Below are 23,611 nucleotides of genomic sequence, written 5' to 3' on the forward strand. Positions count from 1 at the left end.
CAAATTAGTAATCGATTACGTAATCGATTACCTCTAACATGTAAACGGTAACAATACAATAACTGCCAGTAAAAGGAGGTTTAAATGAAAATAGAACAAAAACTACAGTACAGAGAAGTCTTAAGGCTGAAACTCGAAGCCGGAAAACATACCAGAACATCCAAATGGAAGCGCATTCTTCAAAATTATGAGTTATATCTTTTTCTATTGCCTACTATCGTTTATTTTATTGTGTTCCACTACATTCCAATGCAGGGAGTCATCATTGCCTTTAAGGATTTCGTTCCGACTCTTGGAATTAATGGAAGCCCATGGGTAGGATTGGAGCATTTTGAGCGGTTTTTCAATTCCTTTCAGTTTGCAAAGCTAATGGAAAACACGATTACCTTAAGTTTGCTGCAGCTTTTATTTGGTTTTCCTCTACCAATTATTTTGGCTTTGATGCTTAATCAGCTTGCTCAAGAAAGGTATAAACGTTTTATTCAGACAGTTATTTACGCTCCTCATTTTATTTCCGTTGTCGTACTGGCCGGTATGATTTTCGTCTTTTTCTCGAATAAGGGGCTTGCGAATTCCATTATCGTTCTTCTAGGCGGAGATCCCATCAATTTCATGGCAAAGGCCGAATGGTTTCAGCCGCTGTATATAGGATCAGGATTATGGCAGGAAACAGGGTGGGCAGCAATTATTTATTTAGCGGCACTAGCAGGAGTAAGTCCCGAGGTGCATGAGGCTGCCATCATGGATGGAGCAAATAAATGGCAAAGAATTCTCCATGTTGATATTCCTGCGATATTACCCATTGCTGTCATCTTATTGGTTTTATCAGTTGGAAATATCATGAATATCGGCTTTGAAAAAGCTTTTCTGCTGCAAACACCGCTTAATGCACCATCAGCTGAGATTATTCCTACATATGTTTATAAAACAGGGTTACAGCAGGCACAATACAGTTTTGCCGCAGCCGTTGGATTATTTAATGCCGTTATCAACCTAGTTTTGCTATGGCTTGTAAACCGCACAGCAAAAAGAATATCTGGAAACGGTCTATGGTAAGGGGCATTGTCTATGAAACAACTAACTTTAACTAAATCTAAGGGTTCAGCCAGAAAATCTAAAGAAGATCGAATCTTCGATATAATTAATATTTCCGTACTAACAATCATTGCAATTCTTGTCTTATATCCGCTTTATTTTGTCGTGATTGCTTCTATAAGTAATCCAGACCGTATTTATTCAGGAGACATCTGGCTACTGCCAAAAGAAATCACATTTGAGGGATACATTAGAATCTTTCAGGATGAAATGATATGGCTTGGATATAAAAACACAGTGATATATACAGTTCTCGGAACGGCAGTAAATGTTTCTTTGACTCTGATGGCAGCCTATGCACTGTCGAGGAAGGACTTGGCAGGACGTAATTTCTTCATGCTGTTATTTCTCTTTACAATGTTTTTTTCAGGGGGATTAATTCCAACATATCTTGTAGTGAAGAATTTAGGAATGGTAAATACAATTTGGGCGATGATTCTGCCAAAAGCAGTAGCTGTCTGGAATCTAATCGTGGCCAGAACTTTTTTCCAGAGCAATATACCGGACGAACTTCTCGAAGCAGCCAAGATAGATGGCTGCTCCAATACAAAATTTTTCATGAAAGTGGTTCTTCCATTATCTAAACCAATTATTGCTGTATTGATCTTATTTTATGCAGTAGGTCACTGGAATTCATACTTTGATGCACTTATTTACTTAAACGATGAAGGACTATATCCGCTTCAGCTTATCCTGCGGAATATTCTTATTCAAAATGAAGCAGCAGCCAATATGGTTGGAGATGTGGCATCGTATGCAGCACAGAGAAGACTGGCAGAATTAATTAAGTACGGCGTCATCATTGTAGCGGCATTGCCATTGCTTATTGTCTATCCTTTTGTACAGAAATACTTTGTCAAAGGGGCACTGATAGGCGGAATTAAGGGATGATAAAGGACAAATTATTTAGGGGGAAATGAATTGAATAAAAGGGGAAAAGCAATCAGCGCAATTTTAATCAGTGTCACGTGTTTCCTTGGAGCATGCTCCGATCAGACATCTAAAGAAAAAGAGAAAAGTGATGCAGTTTTTAATCAAAAAGGCCTTCCGATCGTAGATGAAAAAGTTACCTTGAATTTTGTTTCACCTAAAGCTCCTCTTGCGCCAAACTATGGGGAAATGGACATTGTGAAAGATTTAGAAAAATCAACAGGAGTCCATATTAAATGGAATAACATACCTTCTGAAGGGTACCAGGAAAAAAAGAATTTGATGCTCTCCAGTGGGGATCTACCGGATGCATTTTATGACGCGCAATTTTCGGACTATGACATCGTAAGTGCAGGTGCCAATGGATCTATTATTCCGCTAGAGGATTTAATTGAGAAATACGCACCGAATATTCAGAAGGTTTTTGAAAAGCGTCCAGAATTAAAGCAAATGGTTACAGCTCCGGATGGCCACATTTATTCATTGCCTCGTGCAGAAGAAATGGGTCTTGGAGCAGTGCCGAACTTCCATTCAATTAACAAAACATGGCTGGATAATCTTGGTTTAAACGTGCCGGAAACACTTGAAGATTACCACAAAGTATTAAAAGCTTTTAAAGAACAAGATCCTAACGGAAATGGGAAACAGGATGAAATTCCTCTAAGCTTTATGTACAATTTCTGGACAGGAAACAACGGAGACCTTTTTGCACCGTTTGGACTGGCAGATAATTTGGAGCACAGAGTTGTTCGTGATGGAAAAGTGATTTTCACGGCCGTACAGCCTGAATATAAAGAAGCAATCAGCTATTACCATAAATGGGTTAAAGAGGGGCTGATTGACACTGAATCATTCACACAGGAAGCACCTCAATATCTTGCTAAAGGAAAAACAGCAGATCCAACACTAGGCTCATATATTTGGTGGGAAACAGAAGAAGTTGTGGGACCTGAACGCAAAGGGGACTATGTACTTCTTCCACCTCTTAAAGGTCCAGATGGAACACAATTAATTGGACGTTCCAATAACTCAGATTATGGAAAGGCAGCGTTTGTCATTACATCGGCCAATAAAAATCCTGAAATTACAATGCGCTGGGTAGATCAGCTTTATGAGCCAAAGATGTCTGCTCAAATCAGCTGGGGACCAATCGGAACAATATTTGAAGAGGACGAAAACGGAATGCTTGTTAATAAAGAGCTTCCTAAGGATGTGGCAATGGGTGAGCTGCGTCAGAAAGTTGCACCAAATGGACCGGTTGTTATATTGAAAGAAGACTTTGGAACTATCGTAGAAATGGAGCCTCGAGCAAAAGAAAGATTAAAAGATCTAGAGACTGTATATGCTCCATATATGGAAAAGGATAACTATCCTCAAGTGTTATTCACAGAAGATGACTTAAGAACAAAAGAACAGATTGAAGCGGAAATTAGAGAAGTGGTGAATCAAAAGCAGGCTCAGTGGCTTCTTGAAGGCGGGATAGAAGAAGAATGGGATGAATACGTACAGCAGCTTGAAGACATGGGACTGTCTGAATTAATGAAGATCTATCAAAAAGGTCTTGATGAGTTTAATAAAAATTAATACCTAGCAGAACCGGAGCTGCTGCTCCTGTTCTGTTTTTAGTTTACAACAGTAGGAGGAGAGCCGTTGGAAAAAATGATTGCTCGATGGGTATTTAATGAAAAGTCAGATGGAAAAATTGAAAATGACGTGCATGATGAATTTGCTCCGTATATTTTAAAAAATGAAAGACTTACGCAGGGATTTCTCCCGGAAATAAGAACGGGCATTTCTTCTTCTGCAGTCTGGCTGGACGGGTATTCAGATTATATAGAATCAGCTTTCAAAATGCCCTCAGTACAAAATTTTTCTATTAGTGCTTGGATTGCACTAAGGACATACACTGGGTATAAAAAGGCTTCAGCAGCAATAATTAATCAATGTGACTTTACCAAACAAGAAGGCTTTTTTTTAGGAATTACGGGAGATGGTTGCCTAGATTTCCAAGTGGGTACAGGAAATAAGTGGGTAAGGCTTGCATCAGACTTTATGCTAAATAAATCCGAATGGCACCATATTCAGGCATTCGTTTCAAATAAAGAAATTAATTTATATGTTAATGGAAAGCCTGCAGCAAAGGCAGTGCTTCAGAATTTTACATTTAAGCCAGCATCTGTCCCGTTGCTAATCGGTAAAAACAATTGCGAAGAGAAGATTGAAAATGTTTTTATCCCTAATATGTTCAGCGGACTGATTAATGAAATAACTTTATCTGAAACTATGAACTTACCAGAGGATAAATTCATTGATTATGATTTACTCCCGAAAATAAGTGAAGAACAGATTTCGTTGGACAGAAACAGGTGGAAAAGTGATCCTCATCGGCCACAATTTCATGCATCGCCACCCGGTCACTGGTATGAATGAACCTCATGCTCCTTTTTATTACAAAGGGAAGTATCATCTATTCTACCAGCATAACCCTCAAGGTCCTTTTTGGGGGAATATTCATTGGGGACACTGGGTAAGTGAAGATCTAGTCAATTGGAAAGATACCCCTGTGGCCCTTGCTCCAAGTAAAGATGATATTGACACGATTGGCACATGGTCCGGCAGTTCTTCATTCGATGAAAATGGTGATCCAGTTCTGTTTTTTACAGCTGGAAACGACGCATTTACTCCAAATCAAATGATAGGATTGGCAAAACCTACTGTTAAGGAAGACGAAGACCTGGATTTGAAACATTGGATAAAGCATCCAGAATCAGTTTTACAGCAGCCTAAGTGCATGGATCTGCACCATGATGGATTTAGAGATCCATTTGTCTGGAAAGAAGGTGACCAATGGTATCAACTAGTGGGATCAGGCTTTGAGAATAAAGGAGGAACAATTCCGGTTTTCACTTCTAAAGATCTCATACATTGGGAATTCAGAGGTTCTTTAATCGATATTCCCCATGAAAAATATCCTTATTTGGGTGAAATATGGGAGCTCCCCATTTTATTGCCAATCAGCAATGAAAAGCACATCTTATTCATCAGTCCTATAGGAAAGAACGCTGAAGTGGAAATATTTTATTGGCTTGGCAAGTGGAGCCCAGAACATGCAACCTTTAGCCCAGACAGCGAGCAGCCAAAAAAGATTGATCTTAGCACTTTTCATTTTACAGGCCCAAGCGCAATGGTGGATCCAAAAAGTGAAAAGATTGTCCTATTTTCAATCGCTCAAGGAGAGCGAAGTATGGAGAAAGAGTTTGAATCTGGATGGGCGCATACGGCAGGAATGCCTGTAATGCTCTCACTTGCCAAGGATGGGGAACTTTCGGTAGAGCCCGTGGAATCTGTTGCTTCACTTAGAAATAAAAGTCTCCTGTCTTTAAATGATGAACCAGCTAAAGCAGCTAATGTCCTTTTGCAGAAAGTAAAGGGGGATATGCTTGAAATCATGCTCGAAGTGGAAACAGAAAAATCCTTTGATTTAATTGTTCGAAAAACACCTGACGGAGAGGAACAAACAGTATTTAGCTACAATGCAGATGTCAATTCCCTTTCGGTCAACAGAACAAAAGCAACACTCGACGCATCTGAACGGACTGGCGGAATTCAAGGAGGAACCCTCAGCAGACGTTTATCTACCATAAGTATTAGGCTTCTGCTTGATAAGTCACTGCTGGAAGCGTACATCAACAAATCCAATAGTTTAACAACAAGAGTTTATCCTAGTAGATCAGATGCTCTCGGAATTGAAATTTCAGGACCAGATGACTTGATAATACACAGCCTCCAAATTTGGGAAATGAAATCTATTTATTATTAAAGGAAAAGCAAAGGAGGGGACTGCATGAACCTCATGAGTATGAAAAATGTTAAACTGGTAGAAAAGACTGTAGATTTCCTGTTTGTTAATTTGATTTGGTTCGTGAGTTGCCTGCCGGTGGTAACCATTTTTCCAGCTACAGCAGCGATGTTTGGTGTAGTACGCCAGCAATATTTGAGGAAAGAGAATTCACTGGGAATAATTAAATCCTATTATTCATACTTCTTTCAAGTTTTCCGCCAACACAGGCTTCTTAACATAGTCTGGACTTTAATGGTACTTATCATTTTCGCAGATTTGATTTGGATAAAAACAGTTGAACAGCCATTCTATGAATTTCTTTTTTCTTCATTTGCATTTCTCTTTTTTAATGCAAGCTTAATCATGTTTTCGGCTATTGTCCATTTTGAAACAGATTCAAAAGGTATCGTTCGAAACTCTGCAACGATTATCCTGTCATACCCTTTTAGGATACTAATGGTAGGGATTACATTATATATATTTCTAATAACTTTACTTACTTTTCCTGCTGCGGTTCTCTTTGCAGCAAGTATTTACACGCTGGTTGTTTTCAGCTATTGCCATTCCCTCTTTGATCGTTTTGCAAAAAGAAAAGTTAAAATGACGTTACAATAAAAATAATAGGTGATTACATGCTTAATACAAATGAAAAATTTTTTTCAATGAAGGATGTTGCTCAGAGGGCAGGTGTCTCCACAGCCACCGTTTCACATGTCATCAATGAAACTCGGCATGTATCGGAAAAAACGAAAAAGAGAGTCGTCCAGGTAATGAAGGAACTTGATTATCGTCCCAATTCAATTGCACGCAGTCTCAGAAGTTCCAGGTCAAAAACGATTGCCCTCCTCGTTCCTATAATGGGTGCGGACACATCGAATTTTTTCTTTATGTCTATAGCACAGGGAATCGAACATAAATTTAAAGAACATAACTATCATCTCCTGTTAAGCAATTCCAATGAGTCAATTGAAAACGAAAAGGAGCAAATCAAGGTTTTTAATACTCAATTGATAGATGGAATGATTATTGCTCCAGCCATGTCCGGCCCCTCACATTTACATGAAGCCCTGAACGGACACTATCCGGTTGTTTTTATTGACCGTAAGCCTAAAGATGTTGCTGGAGACTGCGTGCTTGCTGATAACCTGCAAGGCACTTATGATGCAGTTCGCCTTCTCCTGGAAAAAGGAAATGACAGAATTGGTTTTATCTCGGGAGGGCTGGGCCTTACAACCAGCAATGCTAGGATAGAAGGCTATAAGAGGGCATTAAGTGAAAACGGTGTGATCTATGACCCGAATCTCGTTAAAATAGGAGATGCGACATTTGAAGAAGGCTACAGGCTTGCAAAAGAATTGTGGGAGCAACAAAAAACGTCTTCAATTATGATTGCAAACAACATCATGACTATGGGAGCTGTCGCTTTCTTTAATGAAAAACAAATTAAAATTCCGGAAGAACTAATGATTATAGGCTTTGATGATTACGATTGGACCAAGATTACTTCACCACCGTTAACGGTTGTTAAACAGCCTGCCTATGATATAGGAATTAAAGCAGCTGAAACTCTTATTGCAAGGATTGAAAACCCTTCTCTTGAATACAAGGATTATTATCTTCCAACTGAACTTGTCATTAGAAAAAGCACAATGTGAAAAATAGTAATAGCAATTTCAATTTTTTTAGCAATTAAACATTTAATCCTACCGGCAGACCGACAGGCTAATCAAAAGAAGTTCCCTTTTAATTAGCCTGTACCGTGTCACTTCCCCAGTGAAATTTCCGACTGTATACAGACAGTCCTTAGGCTCCTGTGCTGTTTGCGGCAGGCCGCCGCGGCGAACGATCCGGGAGTTCCTCTTTATAGATTTGTAATATTTTATTAAAAGGGCTTGATAAAAAAGAGTATTTTATATTTGTAACGAAAACGGTCGTTTTTGTTACATGATTAGTAGTTTTATAAAAACATCCATAAACTCAGAAAATTGATGTAACAAAAATGTATAACAAAATAATATGTAACTATTTTGTACTCTCAGAGATTTTGTTACATAAAATACATCTCACCAAAAAGCATGCAGATTAAACCCTGCATGCTTTTTCACCTTCATATTTTGTTTTCACGGTCTGCTTTCTTGCTGCTTACTTCACTTTCACACTCGCAGCTTTGCTCACATTCCCTGCTGCATCAGCAGCGGTGATGCGGAGGGTGGTACCTTTCTTTTGTTTGGGAATTACAGCGTTGAACTTCCCTTTAAGGTCTGCCTGGGCGCTTCCGATGACCTTTTTGCCGACTTTAATTGTGATGGTGGCATGAGCCTCTGATTTGCCTGTGACAGATGTAGAACGGCTGACTACTTTGTCTGCTTTTGGAGCTTTAGGCGCCGTTTTATCTGTGACAATGACCGTTCTGGTGCCACTGATGTTGCCGTCTGCATCCGTTGCTGTAAGGTAAATGGCTGTTCCAGCTTTTTGTTTAGGTATCTTCACTTTGAAATTGCCTGAAGCATTTGCAGTTGCCGTATACTTTTTCTTTTTTGTTCCGATTGTCACCGTTACAACCGAGCCGGCTTCTGCTTTTCCGGTTACTTCCTTAGAGTGATCTGAAACTTCGTTCGCTGTTGGAATCGTTGAATCAGCCGTTGCTTTTACCGTAATGCTCAGTTCCTCGCTCACATTTCCAGCTGCATCTGCTGCTGTCATTTTCAGAACGGTTCCTGCTTTTTGCTTAGGTATGGTTACCTTGTAAGAACCTTCGGAATCCGCGGCTGCTGTATATTTATCTTGTCCACTCATAACGGTAACAGTCGAGCCTGCTTCTGCTTTTCCTGTCACTTCTGTCGATTGATCTGATACTTCACCCGCAGTAGGTTTGCCAGGAGCTGTTTTATCTTTTACTGTAATGCTCAGTTCTTCGCTCACATTTCCAGCCGCATTTGCTGCTGTAATCTTCAGCACGGTGCCTGCCGTTTGCTTAGGAATCGTGACTTTAAAGGCGCCTGAAGAGTCTGCAGCTGCCGAATATTTCTCTGTCCCGATCGTCACAGTCACCGTCGAACCGGCTTCCGCTTTTCCTGTCACTTCTGTCGATTGATCAGATACTTCATCCGCTGTCGGTGCAGGGACGGCAAACTTATGCGTATAAATCTGCTCGCTGTATTCTGCTTGTCCTCCGGCATCTAAGCCATAGGTAAACCAGTATTTAATGACATCCCCCTCTTTTACATCATTCAATGTGTAAACGGAGTAGTTATCACCGGCTTTATTCATCATGATGTTCTGCTGCGTAGTGCCATTTTTAATGTAATGAATAATGGCCCAAGGAGCATCATTCACATAAAACTCTACAGAATTTTCCTTGATGGTTCCGACACCGTAGCCTTCTTTTTCCGGCGCTGGAGGATCAGCCGGATCTGCAGGCAGCTCTGGGATTTCATAAAGATGCACGTTATCAATCGTTACGGTATGCTCTGCCAGTGCGTCTTGTCCATCCACTTTCCCTAATGCGAAAATAAGCTTTGCAGCAGGGTCGGTATTCTTTTCATGAGTAAATTCGATCGCATAGGTATTTGCCTCTTCATTTACTTCAATCGTTTCCCACACATATTTGTCATAGCTGGCGCTTTCAAGAATTGCATCTATTTTTCTTCCAATGGTAGAAGACATATCAAAAACCAGTCGGTAGGACTTTGATTTTTCTAATGAAAGGCCAAGCTGGCTGAATTGAATGCTCCAGAAGTCACTGCCCAGTGATGGGATCGTTATTTGCTTCTTTTCGCCTTCATTGCTGGAAGTTGCTCCAACATTCGACCATACTTCCCATGAAGCATTTCCATCTTTAAATGAAGGGTTTTTAATCTTGTTTGAAGCAGGATTTTTCATTTCAAGGACGACATGATCAATGGTAATGCCATGCTGGTCATAATCAGCATATTTACCTAATAAGAAATTTAATTCGACGATTTCTTCTGCTGTTGCTTTGAATGAATAGGTATATCTTTTACTTTCCTGTGTTAAAGATAGAGTTTTCTCAAATACTCTGTTATATGCCGCGTTTTGAACAACCAATTCCATATCCCGCGGAATTGTTGAACTGGCATCAAAGGAGACTACATACTCCTTGTCTTTAAGAAGCTGAAGTCCGGTTTGCTTGAATTGTACAGCCCATTTTTCAGCTCCCGCACCACTGGCATCAAACTTTGGAATGGTGATTTCAGCTTTACTATCCTCTGCGTTTATCTCATTGATAAAAGCATCATTGTTTTTCCAGCTCCATGCAGACCATGAAGTCAGCTTCTGGCTGAACGAACCGTTTTTTAACGGGAATAGCTGATCTGCCGGTACTTGCGGTTCAATTGCGACAGTCACCGTGCATGCTGCTGTTTTTTGTCCATCTTCGGTTGTTGCCGTAATGGTCGCTGTTCCATTTTTCACAGCCGTTACAACACCGCTGGCGCTAACTGTAGCCACAGTTTCGTCGCTTGAGGACCAGGTTACTTTCTTATTCGTTGCATTTGACGGTTCAACTGCCGCTGACAGAGTTGTTTTTTGCCCTGCAGCTGTTAATACAGCTTCCGTTTTATTAATTTTTACGCCTGTAACAGGAACTGGTTCTTCTTCCTTCACTTCCTGGTCATACACGCGAACATAGTCTACTTGCATGGAAAGAGGGAAATCATCCGGTGATGGTTCTATTCCTCCGTCGAACCATCCTCCCAATGCAAGGTTCATGATGATGTAAAAGTCCTGATCAAATGGGGCACGCGGATTCTCCCTAGCCGCTGCTGAATACCATTGTTCCTTTGTCACGCTGTAAAAAAACTTGCCGTCCACATACCAGCTGAGGATATCTTCCTCCCATATTAAACTGTAAACATGGTAGTCTGTATCAATTCTTCCTCCGTCAGCAAAGGTTTGATCACCGGAAAGATACTTATTTAATGGCCATTCATCGCCAAAGTGGATCGCTCCGCTTGTCGATTCGGGAACACGTCCCCTTGCTTCCATGACATCTATTTCACCAGAAGAAGCCCAGCCTCCATATACATCATCATTCGGCAACATCCAAAGTGCAGGCCAGGCTCCGGTAACGGCAGGAAGCTTTGCGCTGAAATCAATTCTGCCATATTTAAACGTGAATTTATCCTGTGTCGTGATTTTTCCCGAAGAGTAGGGGGCTACACGGTTCGGATCCTGCGGGAATGTCTTCGGATCGTCGAGCGCCTTTATGTTTAATTTCCCGTCTTCTACAAAAACATTATCCTCACTGTCCGTATAATGCTGAAGTTCATTGTTGCCCCAGCCCCAAGTGCCGGGGTCATCATTCAGATAGTATCCTGTGGAATAATTCCATTTGGTTTCATCTAGTTCAGTGCCGTTAAATTCATCGCCCCAAGTTAAATTCCAACCTGCAATTTCTGAGTTCTCAGACGTGCCGATTTGGATATCATCTAACTTTGTTTCGTCCGGGCGATAGGCATCCGGATTTCCGATGAATTTGTACTGAACATAGTTGTCTCCGATTTCTCCGCCTTTTTCTCCATTCAGCGGATAGCCAATGCGGAAATCCATGTCCTCCTGAATAGGCTGGAACCAAAGCCCAAAGATGTAATCCACCCAGTAGCCCCACTGATTGGCAGAAGACATCCGGTTGTATCCATTAGAAGAATAGCTGAATTTAGTTAAACTGGATTCCAGGATATTGACCCACTCGCCATCAATCTTCACTTCATAAACAAATTTATCAACTTCACTTTTTATAGCGGAGCCGCCGTCTATTTTAGGAATAGGCAGGCCAATTGCCCCGTTTTGATCCGCTTCAAAAGTGGATCTGCCGTCAAAATTCGTGATCTTGAAGGAGTTTCTCACAGGCACCGTAACCTTCAGCGTGTATTCAACAAACACATCAGGATTTGTTTTAGATGCCACTTTCACCTGCGTGGTTTCTTCTACCGGATTAAACCAATAGCCGCCGGGGCCTTCCCACCAGTTTCCGAAATTCTTATCGTAGATCCATCCACTGGCTGCATTGTTATCAATCGAAACCCAGTCACCATCCTGCTTTACAAAGAGGGCGATATCATCCTTTACATCTTTAAAGGTAGCCCCGTTGTTAAATCTCGGAAATTCAAACCCGACCCCGCCTGAAGGTGATACATCAAGTGCAGTAGCACCAGCCGGGGACATGGATGTGATCGGCTGAGGAACCGCAGGTGTAACGTTTAATGTGTACTCAACAAAAATGCCTGGATTCGTTTTGGAAGCCACTTTAACCTGCGTGGTTTCTTCTACCGGATTAAACCAATAGCCGCCCGGACCTTCCCACCAGTTTCCGAAATTAGAGTCATAAATCCATCCGCTGTCCGGATTGTTATCGATTGAAACCCACTCATTATTCTGTTTCACAAAAAGGGCAATATCATCTTTTACGTCATCGAACGCTGCCCCATTATTGAATGTTGGAAATGGAAATCCCGCACCGCCGTCAAATCCTACTTTTATAGAAGGATCGCCGACCGGAGTCATGGATGTAATAGTCTGCACAGCGGCAGTTCCGGCCTCATTCTTGCTTAGTCCCTCTGCATTGCCTGTTAGTAAACCGGCATTGAATATGAGCATTTGAATGGCCAATAAAAGAATCAGGATCCGCTTTGCTTTAGGCTTTCTTGTCATGTATTCATCTCCTTATTTCATTTTTTCTTCGCGTAAAACGTTTTGAATAGTTGAATGACATCTAGTCTTATAGAACTATAACCTTCACCCCACAGTTTGTTAGCGCTTTCATTTGATTTGACCATTCTATCTTTAAATGGAGTCATTTGTTAGGGAGGGAATTTTGTATAGAGTGCAGATATTTTGTTTTCGCCTTGAAACATGAGGCAGTTTAAGAGATTTGGAGAAGATTCAGATGTTTTTTGTTTTATGGAAAGAAGGAAAGAGGGAAGTATGACCTATGATTATGTGTAACATCTAAGGATTTGTGCATGCTTAAGCAGGATCGGTTCTAACTCTTCCTTTTTTTAAAAAAGGAGAATAGCCTCTGATTATTGAAATGATAGAGAAGGTTATAAAAAGTTTGATGTTTTTGGTAGCTTTAGTCGGATTTCTTACACTTACAGTCCAAGTCCATTTGTGGTGAACAAAAAAGCGGTAGTATTAGTTGGAAATTTGAGAGCTGAAGGAGAGGAAATCATGATCTTTTTATGTATGGGCTATTTCAGCCCGCAAAAAATGAATGCACGGCCAAGAGAAGAAATTGAGGCGGTTATGAGTGAATGCCAGCCTGTAATCGAGAATTTTTATGAAAGCGGTAAGGTGCTTCTTGATGCAGGTCTTGAATCTGAAGTTAAGAGTCTTCGCCGTGTAAACGGTCAGGTTGTTGTAGCAGATGGTCCATTTAAAGAAACGGAAGATCTGATCGGCAGTGTCTTTGTTTTTGAAGCAGAAAGTATGGATGAAGCAATTAAACTGGCCTCTCTTCATCCAACAACGCAAATCAGCCGAGGAGAAGAATTCGGCTGGCGGATTGAAGTCCGACCTGTTCATTTCTTTAAGAATGAAAAATGAGCTGCCTTGATAAAGTGTAACTGGTGATCAGAATGAATCTCCCACTGCCGGAACTCCAATGGAATAAAAGAAAGGGAACTCCAATTTCCGGTGGAGTTCCCATTTTTATTCCTCTTTAAAAAGCTCCTCCAAAAACCGCTCCCGGTTTTCGAGAAAGTATTTCGTTATTTGATAGTGATCCGTATCTTCGTACGTCCTTTTTGTAATTTGTTCATCGTCAAAGCTTAGAATGTCAGCGCCCGGAAAGCCAAGCAGGATGGGGGAATGAGTGGCAATAATGAACTGAGTGTCTCCGCTTTTCGTCAAGTCGTGAAGGATGCGGAGGAGGGTCAGCTGCCGTGACGGGGACAGCGCTGCCTCCGGCTCATCAAGCAAATAAATGGCTTTGCTGCCGAAGCGGTTTAGGAACAGGGACAAGAACGACTCACCGTGAGACTGTTCGTGAAGCGATTTTCCTCCGTATGCACCGAAGACATCTCCTGATAGAGGATCTTCACTGAGCTCTTCAAGATGGGAGGCAAACTGGAAAAAAGATTCTGCTCTGAGAAAGAAACCATTTTTCACTTTGGGCATCCATCCGAGCCGTATGTAATCGCCAAGGTCTGACTCCGAGCTTCTCGGCTTGTATAGATGGTGGCTTCCGCCTGCAGTGTTAAAGCCGCACTGATAGGCAACGGCCTCCATCAGGGTCGATTTTCCCGAGCCGTTTTCACCGACGAAAAAAGTAACAGGGCTTGTCAGCCTCAGCTCATCCATACAGGCAATGGCCGGAATGGAAAAGGGATATGTTTTAAAAGAGGGGATATTCTCTTTCAGCAGTTTGATTGATTTTAAGAACATGTTCATCACCTGTCTACAGTTTAGCAGATTCAGACAGACAATTTATACTCCCTGGAGCAGCAAAGTTCAATATAGCCGGCTGTTTTTTCTGCAATGATATCTTTGTCAAAATCCATTGAGGCCACATGATAGGAATTCGTGAGGCTGACCATCTGTTTAAAAGGAGATGAGATGGCATGGAAAAGAACATCTGAGCTTGAGGCCGGAACAACATGGTCTTCTTCTGATTTGAAAATCAGGGCCGGACAGGTTACTTCAGAAAGCACGGGTTTCGTTGTATTGATGAGCGTCAGCAGGTTGTGGACGGCTTTAATCGGAACGGCTTCATACGTAATTTCTTCAATATCGTCCGCTTTGATATCCGGTCTTCCTTCTGGAATGAAACGGGGTTCGATTTCGTGCTGAAAAACCTCATAGCCTGGAACACTGAGTGCTGCATTGATGGTGATAAGGCCGTCAATTTCCTGGTGCCTGCAGGCAAGGTGAGCCGCTAATATTCCGCCCATGGACTGCCCGGCAACAAAGATCCTGCGACACACTTTTCTAAGCTTTTTATAGGCTTCTTCGATATTTTGAATCCAGTCTGTAAAGCAGCAGTCTTCAAAATCGAGGGGAGTAGTTCCGTGGCCTTTCAGGCGCGGGGCATAAACGGTATAGCCCTTTGCGGCCAAAAGTTTTCCAAGCTCGCCTACACTCTGAGGCGTACCGGCAAATCCGTGGCACAGAAGAATGCCGATCTCATTTCCTTTATGAAAAAAGCTTTCAGCTCCTGCAAGGACAGGCACATGTTTCGTCGTCATCATCATTTCCTCCCAATCAATTTTGAACTAAAAAACCCTCTCCTGCTTACAGCTGACAAGAGAGGGTTTGTCTTTATCGGCCAAAGCATCGTGCTTTGCTGGTTGGAGCACCTTTCCGGCGTGCGGCGGCTGCTGTGAAGTCATGGAGCCAGATCTCTCGTTCACTCTTGATAGTTTATATTTAATTCTTATTGGTTTAGTTGGTTTTAATGATCTTATCATGCTGGAGAGATAGCTGTCAATCACTTCCTTAAGCAATCCTCTTCACAAAGTTGCCTGCCTGGAGTAAAATACTTATATTCCAATCAGACAGGTGGGTTTTAGTGTGAAAACCATTCCAAAACCTCTAGTGTTAGTCAATCAATGGGTGATCGTTCTATCCGCTGCAGCGTTCTGGATCAGCGGCATGGGCGCTTTTTTACTGGTGCCTCTTACGGCCGGAATTATGGGACTGCTGTTTAAAGTAAACCCGATTATGAAAGCTGCAGGCATCTTTTTGAAAAAAGAGCCTTCAGCCTATATACAAGAAGATTTTGATCAGCAGCAGTTTAATCAGGTGATAGCAGTGATCTGCCTGAGCCTTGGGTTTGCCGGACACATGCTTGACTGGACGGTGCTTGCCTATGCGGCGACTATTATGGTTGCCATTGCTGCATTTGTTGCGATTCTCGGTTTTTGCATCGGCTGCTTTATCCGTTTTCAGTGGCAGCAGTTTAAATTCCGCAGACTTTCTAAGCAGTCCAACTGATTTTTTAAAAAAGTGTTGACTTTTAGAAAATACGAGAGTAAAGTAAGACACATCGAAAATATAGCTTCTTATCACGAGAGGTGGAGGGATATGGCCCTTTGAAACCTCGGCAGCGGACTCATTATGAGAACTGTGCCAACTCCAGCAGGCGTGAAGCCTGAGAGATGAGAAGAGCGAACGGTCTTTTTTTGCAGATCCAGCCTCTTCCTGTCTTTCAGGGAGAGGTTTTTATTTTTCAAAACTAAATCATGATTTTCTTATCCAGAGAAGCGGAGGGACTGGCCCCATGATGCTTCGGCAGCGGACTTTTGAAAAAGTACTGTGCCAATTCCAGCAGGCGATTGCCTGGGAGATGAGAAGAGAACCGGTGATTCGTTATGCCATGCCCTCTTCTTGTCGGATAGAAGAGGGTTTTTTTAATGCAAAATAAATGGGAGGTTACATAGATGATTGAATTTAAAGGCGTCACAAAGGTATACGAAAGCGGCGGCAATGAAGTGAAAGCCCTTGACGGCATTGATCTAGAGGTGAAAAAAGGGGAAATTTGCGGAGTTATCGGATTCAGCGGAGCGGGCAAAAGCACGCTGATCCGCACGGTAAACCTGCTCGAGCGTCCAACAGCAGGACAGATCATTGTTGATGGACTTGACTTGACGGCTCTCTCCAAAAAGGATGTGCGAGGAGTCAAACGGAAAATTGGCATGGTGTTTCAGCATTTCAATCTGCTGAATTCAAAAACGGTCTATGCAAATGTGGCGATGCCGCTGCTTCTCTCAAAGGCCTCGCCGAAAGTCATTAAGGAGCGGGTTGCTGAGCTGCTCTCGTTTGTAGGACTTGAGGACAAAGCGAATCAGTACCCTGATCAGTTATCAGGCGGCCAGAAACAGCGTGTCGGAATTGCAAGAGCACTTGCTACCCAGCCATCCATTCTATTGTGCGATGAAGCTACCTCAGCGCTTGATCCTCAGACAACAGCTTCGATTCTGAAGCTTTTGAAAAAAATCAACGATGAATACAACATTACGATTCTCATGATCACGCATGAAATGTCAGTTATCAGAGAGGTTTGCGATACAGTGGCCGTGATTGAAGGCGGGAAAATCATCGAATCAGGCTCTGTGTTTGAGGTTTTCTCAAATCCGAAAACAAAGACCGCTTCAAACTTTGTCAGCTCTGTTCTGAATGATTCTATTCCCGAATCGGTCCTGAAGCTTGTTCAGGAGGAAAACAGCCAGGCACAGATTTTCAAAATTAACTTTGTCGGCAAATCCTCAGGACAGCCGCTCCTTTCGCAGATTGCGAAACGATTTGACCTCCATATCAACGTCCTGTTCGGCAACATTACGGAGCTTCAGGGAATTCCGTTTGGACACTTAATCGTTGAACTTCAGGGGACAGAAAGTGAAATAAAAAGAGCGCTTCTGGTGATGAACCAGGAGAACGTATCAGTGAAAGAGGTGAATGCACATGCTAGTTGATTCTCAGCAAATAATTGATGCTTTAGTCGAAACACTCGCAATGACAGGTTTTTCCCTGCTTTTCTCCACGTTGATCGGCCTTCCGCTCGGCGTGCTGCTGGTCATTACCCGAAAGGGGCATCTATGGGAAAATGCCATTATTTTTAACATCCTGAACGGGATTGTGAATCTCTTCCGGTCAGTGCCGTTCATCATTTTGATGGTGGCGATTGTTCCGCTGACGAGACTGATTGTCGGAACGTCGATCGGAACAGCTGCAGCTGTTGTGCCGCTTGTCTTTTACGCAGGTCCTTATATTGCCAGATTAATAGAGAACTCGCTGCTTGAAGTTGACCCGGGAGTCATTGAAGCGGCAGAAGCAATGGGGGCAACGCCAAGCCAGATTATCTTTAAATTTATTGTTCCGGAAGCATTAAGCTCGCTTGTATTAAGTCTTACGATTGCGACAGTCGGACTTGTCGGCGCATCTGCGATGGCAGGGGCTGTCGGCGGAGGCGGGCTTGGAGATCTCGCCATTACATACGGCTACCAGCGCTTTGACACGGTTGTCATGATCATAACAGTGGCCATTCTTGTTGTCCTTGTTCAAGGACTGCAGACTTCAGGAAACATTTTATCGAAAAAAATCAGAAGACGATAGGAGAGAACAATGATGAAAAAATGGATCATTTTAACGCTCATTGCAGCACTTGCTGCTTTTGCTGCAGGATGCGGAAATAAAACAGCAAGCGGAAAAGAAGAGGTGGATGTAAAAATCGGTGTCAGCGGATCTGATAACCGCATATGGGATTTTGTTGCCAAGAAGGCAGAAAAAGAAGGCATTAACATTGAGATTGTCAGATTTTCAGATTATGTGCAGCCGAACCTGGCACTTTCAGAAGGCGAGCTAGATGCCAACGCGTTTCAAACGATTTCTTACTTTAATGCCTTCAAAAAGGAACATAATCTTGACCTGACTCCAATCGGAACAACGGTCATCGCGCCTCTAGGCCTCTACTCGGATAAATACAAATCTGTTGAAGACATTCCCGAAGGCGGAAAAATTGCTGTTCCGAATGAAGCGACTAACATGGGAAGAGCGTTCCTCCTTCTTCAGTCAGCAGGCTTAATTGAACTTCCTGAAGACTTTGACGGCAACGGATCTCTTGATAAAATCGTCAAAAATCCGAAGAACCTTGAAATCGTGCCTGTCGTCGCAGGCCAGACACCGCGTGTCCTTCCCGACGTAGCGGGATCCATCATCAACAACGGAATTGCCGTTGATGCAGGATTTAACCCGATCAAAGATTCTATTTTCCATGAAGATGATACAGCCACACCATATATCAACATTATCGCAGCACGCACGGAAGATAAAGACCGCAAAGAACTGAAACGTATCGTTGAGCTTTACCAGGAGGAAGACACGGCTGACTTTATCAAAAAAGAATATGACGGAGCCACGATTCCTACATTTGTCCCTCTAAGTGAAATTGGAGAATAACCATTGAGGAGGAAAGAGCATGAGCACAGCAGCTGTTACGCTTAAAGAGCAAATCATTGATGAAATAGAATCAAGAAAGGCAGAGTACCTGAAGATTAGCCATTCGATTCATGAAAATCCTGAAATCGGCAATGAGGAATACTTTGCTTCAAAGCTCCTTTCCGACTTGCTTGAGGCAGAAGGATTTACAGTTGAACGCGGAGTGGCAGGACATGAGACGGCGTTTCTGGCCCGTAAAAAATCGTCAGTAAAAAGCGGCCCATCTGTTGCTTTTCTGGCAGAATACGATGCGCTTCCTGGACTTGGCCATGCATGCGGCCACAACATCATCGGCACCGCAAGCACAGCAGCAGCGATTGCCATCGGCAAACAGATTGATGAAATTGGCGGAGAAGTAGTCGTTTTGGGAACACCAGCAGAAGAAGGCGGCCCGAACGGCAGTGCGAAGGGAAGCTTTGTCAAGCACGGGCTGCTTGAAGGCATCGATGCGGCACTAATGGTGCACCCGTCGAACGCTACGAGAATAACGGGGAACTCCCTTGCAGTGGATCCGCTCGATTTTGAATTCATTGGAAAGCCTGCGCATGCTGCAGCTGCTCCTCATCAGGGAATCAATGCCCTGGATGCAGTGATTCAGCTTTTCAACAGCATCAATGCCCTTCGCCAGCATGTAACGGACGATGTGAAAATTCACGGAATCATCACGCACGGAGGCGATGCCCCGAATATCGTCCCACACTATGCGAAAGCTCGATTCTACATCCGCGCGGCAACAAGAAAAAAGTGCTCAGAAACAACAGAACGCATCAAAGCTGCAGCACAGGGATCCGCCTTGGCGACAGGCGCTAAGCTGAACGTGATTGCTTTTCAAAATGAAGTCGACAACCTGGTGCTAAACCGGACATTTGATTCCGTTTTTAAACAGCAGCTTGAAAGTCTCGGAGAAACAGTGGAAACGTCTGAGCGCGAAGGCCTCGGCTCAACGGACGCCGGCAATATCAGCCACGTTGTTCCGACGATCCATCCGTACATCAAAATTGGACCCGATACCCTCGTCGGCCACACAGACGAATTCAGGGAGGCAGCCAAATCAGAGCAGGGGGACGCAGCGCTTCTGCTCGGTGCAAAAGGCCTTGCCCTGACCGCGCTTCAGCTGCTGACAGACCCTGTGCTTCTGGATGAGATTAAGGAAGAGTTCAGACAGCGGAAGGAATTGGAGGGATAGGAAGGGTAAAGGACCGTCTTGAAGCACCAGTTGAACAGCATTGAGAGATTTTCATCTTTCTGACATGACAAGGGGACTCCAGTTTTTGGCTGGAGTCCCTTATCCTTTTCCAGTTAGTTTCCCGCGGCCTGCTGGCTTTCTTACATATAGTCATCTCTTAATTTCTTTATCTGCTGGCAAGACAATTGCAGCTATGATATAAATTAATAATGTTATTCCGCCAGTAAAAAAGAATGACAGTGCAACAGCTATTCGAAGAATGCTGACATCAATTTTATACTTATCGCTTAAGCCTCCTAGTACACCTGATAATTGCTTATCTTGCGTGGATTTATATAAGCTTTTCATCTAAACACCCCAATCTGATTAGATAAGATTTGCTCAACCAGCCTGCCTTAAAGCCTGATAACAAATTATTTCCATTTTAACATAATTTTTCTTGGGAGACGGACAAAGCCGATTATTTTCCGCTGCTGTGCTGTCTGATCTGCCGCATCTAAACTTTACCCCTTTTAAGCAAATGAGTTTTTCTTTGCAGCGAGAACCAATTTTAAACAATTCTTTTACAAATCATAACCTCGTCTTAAACTTTGTCCGCTAAACTAGGTGAATACCTTTATTAAAGAAAGCGGGACAAACCATGAAAACAAAATGGAAAAAAATCATCCGGACTCTTTTTATGCTGATTGGAGCAATCATATTGCTGAGCTTCATCCTTCATCAAGTGATCACATTCTATGAGCAGAAGAAATACCAGGCTCCGGGTCAGCTTGTCGAAGTAGACGGAAGAAGCATGCACGTTTACACAAAGGGTGAAGGAGAACATACGATTTTGCTATTAAGCGGACTCGGAACGGCTGCGCCAGTCCTTGATTTTGAGCCGCTGGTAAATGAATTGGCAAAGAACCATAAAGTCGTTGTTGCAGAACCATTCGGCTATGGATGGAGTGATGGAACGAATGAAGTGCGCACAGTGGAGAACATGGTGGAAGAGGTGCGGACGGCACTGAAAAAAACCGGCATCAACGGTCCGTATATTTTGATGCCGCACTCAGTCTCCGGGGTTTACAGTATGTACTTTGCCAATGCCTATCCAGATGAAATTGAAGCTATTATCGGAATTGATCCAACCCTGCCAAAGGCTTTTGACTTTTTTAATGAAAAAGCTCCGTCGGTTCCTTCGTTCGTTCGTGCTGCCTCTGTACTCGGTGCTGCCAGGTGGGCGGCGGCATTCACGCCTGAAGACTTTCTTCCGATTGCAGAGGAAGAAACATATTCAGAAGAAAATAAAAGCATGACCAAACGAATTGCCGCATGGAAAAACTACCATAAAAACGTCATAGATGAAGCGAATGAACTGAGCAGAAGTGCGGAAAAAACAGAAGATATGACGTTCCCCCCGCATATTCCCGTTATGATTTTTCAAGCGGAGGATAAGGATCAAAAAGCAAAAGACGAAAAAATTAAAACGTTCTATCTGGATCAAATGAGCCATGTGAAAGAACACAAACTTGTTTCGCTTACAGGACATCATTATCTCCACTGGACAAAGTCAGCGGAAATAAACGAGTATACGACAGAGTTTCTGAATAAGTAAGTTTACAATTCGATCTTCTTCCTGAGCAGTTTTCCAATAAGAATGGATTCCCACATGCGCCAGGGTAGTATCCGTTTTAAGAACAGGGATATCCGGACGCCTTTTCCAGCCGGATATCTGAGCTTAGTCAATGAGTTTTTTGCACACAGCTTAACAATCAGTTCAGCGACATCAGCCGGATCCCCAAGCTTTTCCTTTCCCTGTTCAAGTTCGTTTTCAATGGCATTCATATACACAAGATACGGAGAATCTTCTATTGAAGATACTTTTCTTCCCGTTGTCCAGATGTTCGTAGAAAAAGAGCCCGGTTCAATCAGTGCGACATCAATGCCGAACGGCTTCACTTCAAGTCTTAAGCTCTCGCTGTATCCTTCAAGCGCATGCTTTGATGCTGCATACGGCGAGAGGCCGGGAAAGCCGATCAATCCGCTGATGCTGCTCATGTTGATGATTTTTCCGCTGCGCTGTTTGCGCATATATGGCAGGACCGCCTGGGTAACAGCAATGACACCGAAGAAATTCGTTTCAAACTGGCTTTTATAATCAGCAACCGTTACTTCCTCTCCAAATCCGCCAAAGGCAAATCCGGCGTTATTGATCAGTATGTCGATTTTGCCGGTCTCTTTCAAATACTTCTTCAATGCATCAATGGATTCCGGTGACGTGACGTCAAGCTCAAGAACCGTCACTCTTTCTTCGTGTTCTCCAAGCATCCTGAAAAGGTCCGTTTGTTTCTCCGTATTCCTCATAGAAGCGATGACGCGGTATCCTTCCGCTGCAAGTCTGCAGGCGGCGAGCATCCCAAAACCGCTTGATGCACCTGTAATGAGCACTGTTTTTTCATTCATATGGCATTTCCTCCGTGTAGACATGTCTTTTCTCCATTATATATGGCGGCGGTACGTAAGGGTTATCTTGCGTATTATTGTCCGAATTGTTATAAAACTTATGGGAGATCCATTTTTGGGAGGATGAGGATAATGGAAAGTAAAAAAGAATGGGCCGGGCAAGTATAAGATATTGGTGATCATAGAACTGTTCAACTCAATGCTATAAACTTGCAAAACACCGCCCATCCATGGGCGGTGTTAAAAAAATTTGTTTGATTTTCAGATCAAAACACACTCCTATATAAAGAATACAGTCATTTTAAAATCATTATAATAACTCTTTATTTTTTTTATAGGAACACTTTAAGGAAATGTAGTTGGAGAAGAACATCACTGTACAAAGAGTTAATAAAAGTCCTGAAATTTCTATCCATTCATTCGGACTGTCAGGTACCTTAATAAGAGTCATATATGCTGCTAAAAATATAACTATAAAAGTGACTGTTTTAATAAAAATGGACCTTAATTCTTTAACGTATGCCTTTTCTGACGTGATATCGGTATATTCAATTCCGGATATGATGTATCGTCCATATACATAAAAGAGAAAGACAGCGATAGAACAAAGCAATACTACCTCTGCACTTATGTCAAAATACCGGCCGGTAATAACCATCACAATTAGAAAAAGGAAGAGGACTATTCCACCTTCAGATAAAAAATACAGCATTTTTCTTTCTTTATATTCATCATCCGGTATTAGTAAAGATATCCAAGATTTCATTCGTTTTCTACCTCCCAGAATAAATCATTTAACGTTTTATTAAGTACTTTCGCTATGGCAATACAGAGTTGAAGACTCGGATTGTATTCTCCTTTCTCAATTAGTCCAATTGTCTGTCTGGTTACACCCGTTTTTCTAGCTAATTGTTCCTGGGTCATTGAAATGCTGATTCGAGTTATTTTGACATTATTTCTCATTATCCCACCCTGCACCTAATGTAATATATACATTGCATTTGTAATGTATATATTACATTTAATGAAGTGAAAAATCAAATCATATTTAACTAAACTGACCGATTTTTGAATAATCGACCGCCGTCTTAGATTAAACCGATGATCAAAACGGAAAAAATTCAGTCTGAAAAGAGACTGAATTTTTTTCGTTTCAGTGA

Annotated in this window: 21 protein-coding genes and 3 riboswitches; of the genes, 14 read left to right on the forward strand and 7 right to left on the reverse strand. The window is 42.4% G+C overall.

The genetic code is table 11. The annotated features are described in order from the left end of the window. Positions 1-84 precede the first annotated feature (84 nt). The 7 genes from RKD52_RS03420 (at position 85) to RKD52_RS03450 (ending at position 7,521) form a co-directional block, all read left to right on the forward strand. Complete coding sequence (locus RKD52_RS03420; protein ID WP_454098679.1) at positions 85-1,056, forward strand: ABC transporter permease; 972 nt, start codon at positions 85-87, stop codon at positions 1,054-1,056. Between the two features lie 12 nt (positions 1,057-1,068). After that, positions 1,069-1,986 carry a carbohydrate ABC transporter permease gene (locus RKD52_RS03425; protein WP_454098680.1) on the forward strand — a complete coding sequence of 306 codons (918 nt, stop codon included), beginning with the start codon at positions 1,069-1,071 and terminating at the stop codon, positions 1,984-1,986. Positions 1,987-2,016: 30 nt separating this feature from the next. Then, positions 2,017-3,609, forward strand: coding sequence for an ABC transporter substrate-binding protein (locus RKD52_RS03430; RefSeq protein WP_454098681.1), 1,593 nt, complete (start codon positions 2,017-2,019; stop codon positions 3,607-3,609). A gap of 75 nt (positions 3,610-3,684) precedes the next feature. Then, on the forward strand, positions 3,685-4,455 hold the full coding sequence (locus RKD52_RS03435; protein ID WP_454101127.1) for a LamG domain-containing protein: 771 nt from the start codon (positions 3,685-3,687) through the stop codon (positions 4,453-4,455). Beyond that, on the forward strand, positions 4,400-5,845 hold the full coding sequence (locus RKD52_RS03440; RefSeq protein WP_454098682.1) for a glycoside hydrolase family 32 protein: 1,446 nt from the start codon (positions 4,400-4,402) through the stop codon (positions 5,843-5,845). Before RKD52_RS03435 ends, RKD52_RS03440 begins: the two co-directional genes overlap by 56 nt. A gap of 24 nt (positions 5,846-5,869) precedes the next feature. Next, positions 5,870-6,481: a DUF624 domain-containing protein gene (locus RKD52_RS03445; protein ID WP_454098683.1), complete on the forward strand. Its 612-nt coding sequence runs from the start codon at positions 5,870-5,872 to the stop codon at positions 6,479-6,481. A gap of 17 nt (positions 6,482-6,498) precedes the next feature. Next, complete coding sequence (locus RKD52_RS03450; protein WP_454098684.1) at positions 6,499-7,521, forward strand: LacI family DNA-binding transcriptional regulator; 1,023 nt, start codon at positions 6,499-6,501, stop codon at positions 7,519-7,521. A gap of 487 nt (positions 7,522-8,008) precedes the next feature. Here the strand turns inward: RKD52_RS03450 and RKD52_RS03455 are convergent, their stop codons facing one another. After that, entirely contained in the window at positions 8,009-12,538 is a 4,530-nt protein-coding gene (locus RKD52_RS03455) for an Ig-like domain-containing protein (protein ID WP_454098685.1), read from the reverse strand. Positions 12,539-13,057: 519 nt separating this feature from the next. Between RKD52_RS03455 and RKD52_RS03460 the strand changes: the two genes are divergently transcribed. Then, positions 13,058-13,432: a YciI family protein gene (locus RKD52_RS03460; RefSeq protein ID WP_454098686.1), complete on the forward strand. Its 375-nt coding sequence runs from the start codon at positions 13,058-13,060 to the stop codon at positions 13,430-13,432. A 105-nt stretch (positions 13,433-13,537) separates the two neighbouring features. Here RKD52_RS03460 and RKD52_RS03465 read toward each other — a convergent pair whose 3' ends face one another. Together RKD52_RS03465 and RKD52_RS03470 are read right to left on the reverse strand one after the other, a co-directional pair. Further along, on the reverse strand, positions 13,538-14,272 hold the full coding sequence (locus tag RKD52_RS03465; protein WP_454098687.1) for an AAA family ATPase: 735 nt from the start codon (positions 14,270-14,272) through the stop codon (positions 13,538-13,540). A 29-nt stretch (positions 14,273-14,301) separates the two neighbouring features. Then, the gene (locus tag RKD52_RS03470) at positions 14,302-15,072 is read right to left on the reverse strand and encodes an alpha/beta hydrolase (protein ID WP_454098688.1); all 771 of its coding nucleotides are present in this window, start codon (positions 15,070-15,072) and stop codon (positions 14,302-14,304) included. A gap of 70 nt (positions 15,073-15,142) precedes the next feature. Further along, positions 15,143-15,249: riboswitch (SAM riboswitch) on the reverse strand. 148 nt (positions 15,250-15,397) lie between these two features. Here RKD52_RS03470 and RKD52_RS03475 point away from each other — a divergent pair. From RKD52_RS03475 to RKD52_RS03495, 5 genes are all read left to right on the forward strand, one after another. After that, entirely contained in the window at positions 15,398-15,820 is a 423-nt protein-coding gene (locus RKD52_RS03475; RefSeq protein ID WP_454098689.1) for a DUF4395 domain-containing protein, read from the forward strand. A 65-nt stretch (positions 15,821-15,885) separates the two neighbouring features. Beyond that, a riboswitch (SAM riboswitch) is annotated at positions 15,886-15,991 on the forward strand. A gap of 83 nt (positions 15,992-16,074) precedes the next feature. Further along, a riboswitch (SAM riboswitch) is annotated at positions 16,075-16,179 on the forward strand. A gap of 87 nt (positions 16,180-16,266) precedes the next feature. Further along, positions 16,267-17,298: a methionine ABC transporter ATP-binding protein gene (locus RKD52_RS03480; protein WP_454098690.1), complete on the forward strand. Its 1,032-nt coding sequence runs from the start codon at positions 16,267-16,269 to the stop codon at positions 17,296-17,298. Continuing rightward, positions 17,288-17,938 carry a methionine ABC transporter permease gene (locus RKD52_RS03485; protein WP_454098691.1) on the forward strand — a complete coding sequence of 217 codons (651 nt, stop codon included), beginning with the start codon at positions 17,288-17,290 and terminating at the stop codon, positions 17,936-17,938. Before RKD52_RS03480 ends, RKD52_RS03485 begins: the two co-directional genes overlap by 11 nt. Before the next feature lie 12 nt (positions 17,939-17,950). Next, complete coding sequence (locus tag RKD52_RS03490; RefSeq protein ID WP_454101128.1) at positions 17,951-18,781, forward strand: MetQ/NlpA family ABC transporter substrate-binding protein; 831 nt, start codon at positions 17,951-17,953, stop codon at positions 18,779-18,781. A gap of 19 nt (positions 18,782-18,800) precedes the next feature. Then, the gene (locus RKD52_RS03495; protein ID WP_454098692.1) at positions 18,801-20,006 is read left to right on the forward strand and encodes a M20 family metallopeptidase; all 1,206 of its coding nucleotides are present in this window, start codon (positions 18,801-18,803) and stop codon (positions 20,004-20,006) included. A gap of 150 nt (positions 20,007-20,156) precedes the next feature. Here the strand turns inward: RKD52_RS03495 and RKD52_RS03500 are convergent, their stop codons facing one another. Continuing rightward, positions 20,157-20,354 (reverse strand): PspC domain-containing protein, encoded by a 198-nt coding sequence (locus tag RKD52_RS03500; RefSeq protein WP_454098693.1) that lies wholly within the window; start codon positions 20,352-20,354, stop codon positions 20,157-20,159. 292 nt (positions 20,355-20,646) lie between these two features. Between RKD52_RS03500 and RKD52_RS03505 the strand changes: the two genes are divergently transcribed. Beyond that, on the forward strand, positions 20,647-21,603 hold the full coding sequence (locus tag RKD52_RS03505) for an alpha/beta fold hydrolase (protein ID WP_454098694.1): 957 nt from the start codon (positions 20,647-20,649) through the stop codon (positions 21,601-21,603). A gap of 2 nt (positions 21,604-21,605) precedes the next feature. On the opposite strand, the gene RKD52_RS03510 is transcribed toward RKD52_RS03505, so the two are convergent. The 3 genes from RKD52_RS03510 to RKD52_RS03520 all read right to left on the reverse strand — a co-directional run bounded on the left by RKD52_RS03510 (position 21,606) and on the right by RKD52_RS03520 (position 23,414). Continuing rightward, positions 21,606-22,451 carry an SDR family oxidoreductase gene (locus RKD52_RS03510; protein ID WP_454098695.1) on the reverse strand — a complete coding sequence of 282 codons (846 nt, stop codon included), beginning with the start codon at positions 22,449-22,451 and terminating at the stop codon, positions 21,606-21,608. A gap of 310 nt (positions 22,452-22,761) precedes the next feature. Next, positions 22,762-23,217, reverse strand: coding sequence for a DUF3278 domain-containing protein (locus RKD52_RS03515; RefSeq protein WP_454098696.1), 456 nt, complete (start codon positions 23,215-23,217; stop codon positions 22,762-22,764). Further along, a complete protein-coding gene (locus tag RKD52_RS03520; RefSeq protein ID WP_454098697.1) occupies positions 23,214-23,414 on the reverse strand; it encodes a helix-turn-helix transcriptional regulator in 201 nt (66 codons plus the stop codon). Before RKD52_RS03520 ends, RKD52_RS03515 begins: the two co-directional genes overlap by 4 nt. Positions 23,415-23,611: the final 197 nt, after the last annotated feature.

The sequence above is a fragment of the Metabacillus sp. SLBN-84 genome, assembly GCF_053629595.1.

Coding starts and splice junctions, on each gene's coding strand:
- RKD52_RS03490 (WP_454101128.1), top strand. CDS start 17,951: ATGAAAAAATGGATCATTTTAACGCTCATTGCAGCACTTGCTGCTTTT.
- RKD52_RS03500 (WP_454098693.1), bottom strand. CDS start 20,354: ATGAAAAGCTTATATAAATCCACGCAAGATAAGCAATTATCAGGTGTA.
- RKD52_RS03470 (WP_454098688.1), bottom strand. CDS start 15,072: ATGACGACGAAACATGTGCCTGTCCTTGCAGGAGCTGAAAGCTTTTTT.
- RKD52_RS03435 (WP_454101127.1), top strand. CDS start 3,685: ATGATTGCTCGATGGGTATTTAATGAAAAGTCAGATGGAAAAATTGAA.
- RKD52_RS03450 (WP_454098684.1), top strand. CDS start 6,499: ATGCTTAATACAAATGAAAAATTTTTTTCAATGAAGGATGTTGCTCAG.
- RKD52_RS03520 (WP_454098697.1), bottom strand. CDS start 23,414: ATGAGAAATAATGTCAAAATAACTCGAATCAGCATTTCAATGACCCAG.
- RKD52_RS03465 (WP_454098687.1), bottom strand. CDS start 14,272: ATGTTCTTAAAATCAATCAAACTGCTGAAAGAGAATATCCCCTCTTTT.
- RKD52_RS03510 (WP_454098695.1), bottom strand. CDS start 22,451: ATGAATGAAAAAACAGTGCTCATTACAGGTGCATCAAGCGGTTTTGGG.
- RKD52_RS03455 (WP_454098685.1), bottom strand. CDS start 12,538: ATGACAAGAAAGCCTAAAGCAAAGCGGATCCTGATTCTTTTATTGGCC.
- RKD52_RS03485 (WP_454098691.1), top strand. CDS start 17,288: ATGCTAGTTGATTCTCAGCAAATAATTGATGCTTTAGTCGAAACACTC.
- RKD52_RS03425 (WP_454098680.1), top strand. CDS start 1,069: ATGAAACAACTAACTTTAACTAAATCTAAGGGTTCAGCCAGAAAATCT.
- RKD52_RS03445 (WP_454098683.1), top strand. CDS start 5,870: ATGAACCTCATGAGTATGAAAAATGTTAAACTGGTAGAAAAGACTGTA.
- RKD52_RS03505 (WP_454098694.1), top strand. CDS start 20,647: ATGAAAACAAAATGGAAAAAAATCATCCGGACTCTTTTTATGCTGATT.
- RKD52_RS03460 (WP_454098686.1), top strand. CDS start 13,058: ATGATCTTTTTATGTATGGGCTATTTCAGCCCGCAAAAAATGAATGCA.
- RKD52_RS03495 (WP_454098692.1), top strand. CDS start 18,801: ATGAGCACAGCAGCTGTTACGCTTAAAGAGCAAATCATTGATGAAATA.
- RKD52_RS03515 (WP_454098696.1), bottom strand. CDS start 23,217: ATGAAATCTTGGATATCTTTACTAATACCGGATGATGAATATAAAGAA.
- RKD52_RS03420 (WP_454098679.1), top strand. CDS start 85: ATGAAAATAGAACAAAAACTACAGTACAGAGAAGTCTTAAGGCTGAAA.
- RKD52_RS03480 (WP_454098690.1), top strand. CDS start 16,267: ATGATTGAATTTAAAGGCGTCACAAAGGTATACGAAAGCGGCGGCAAT.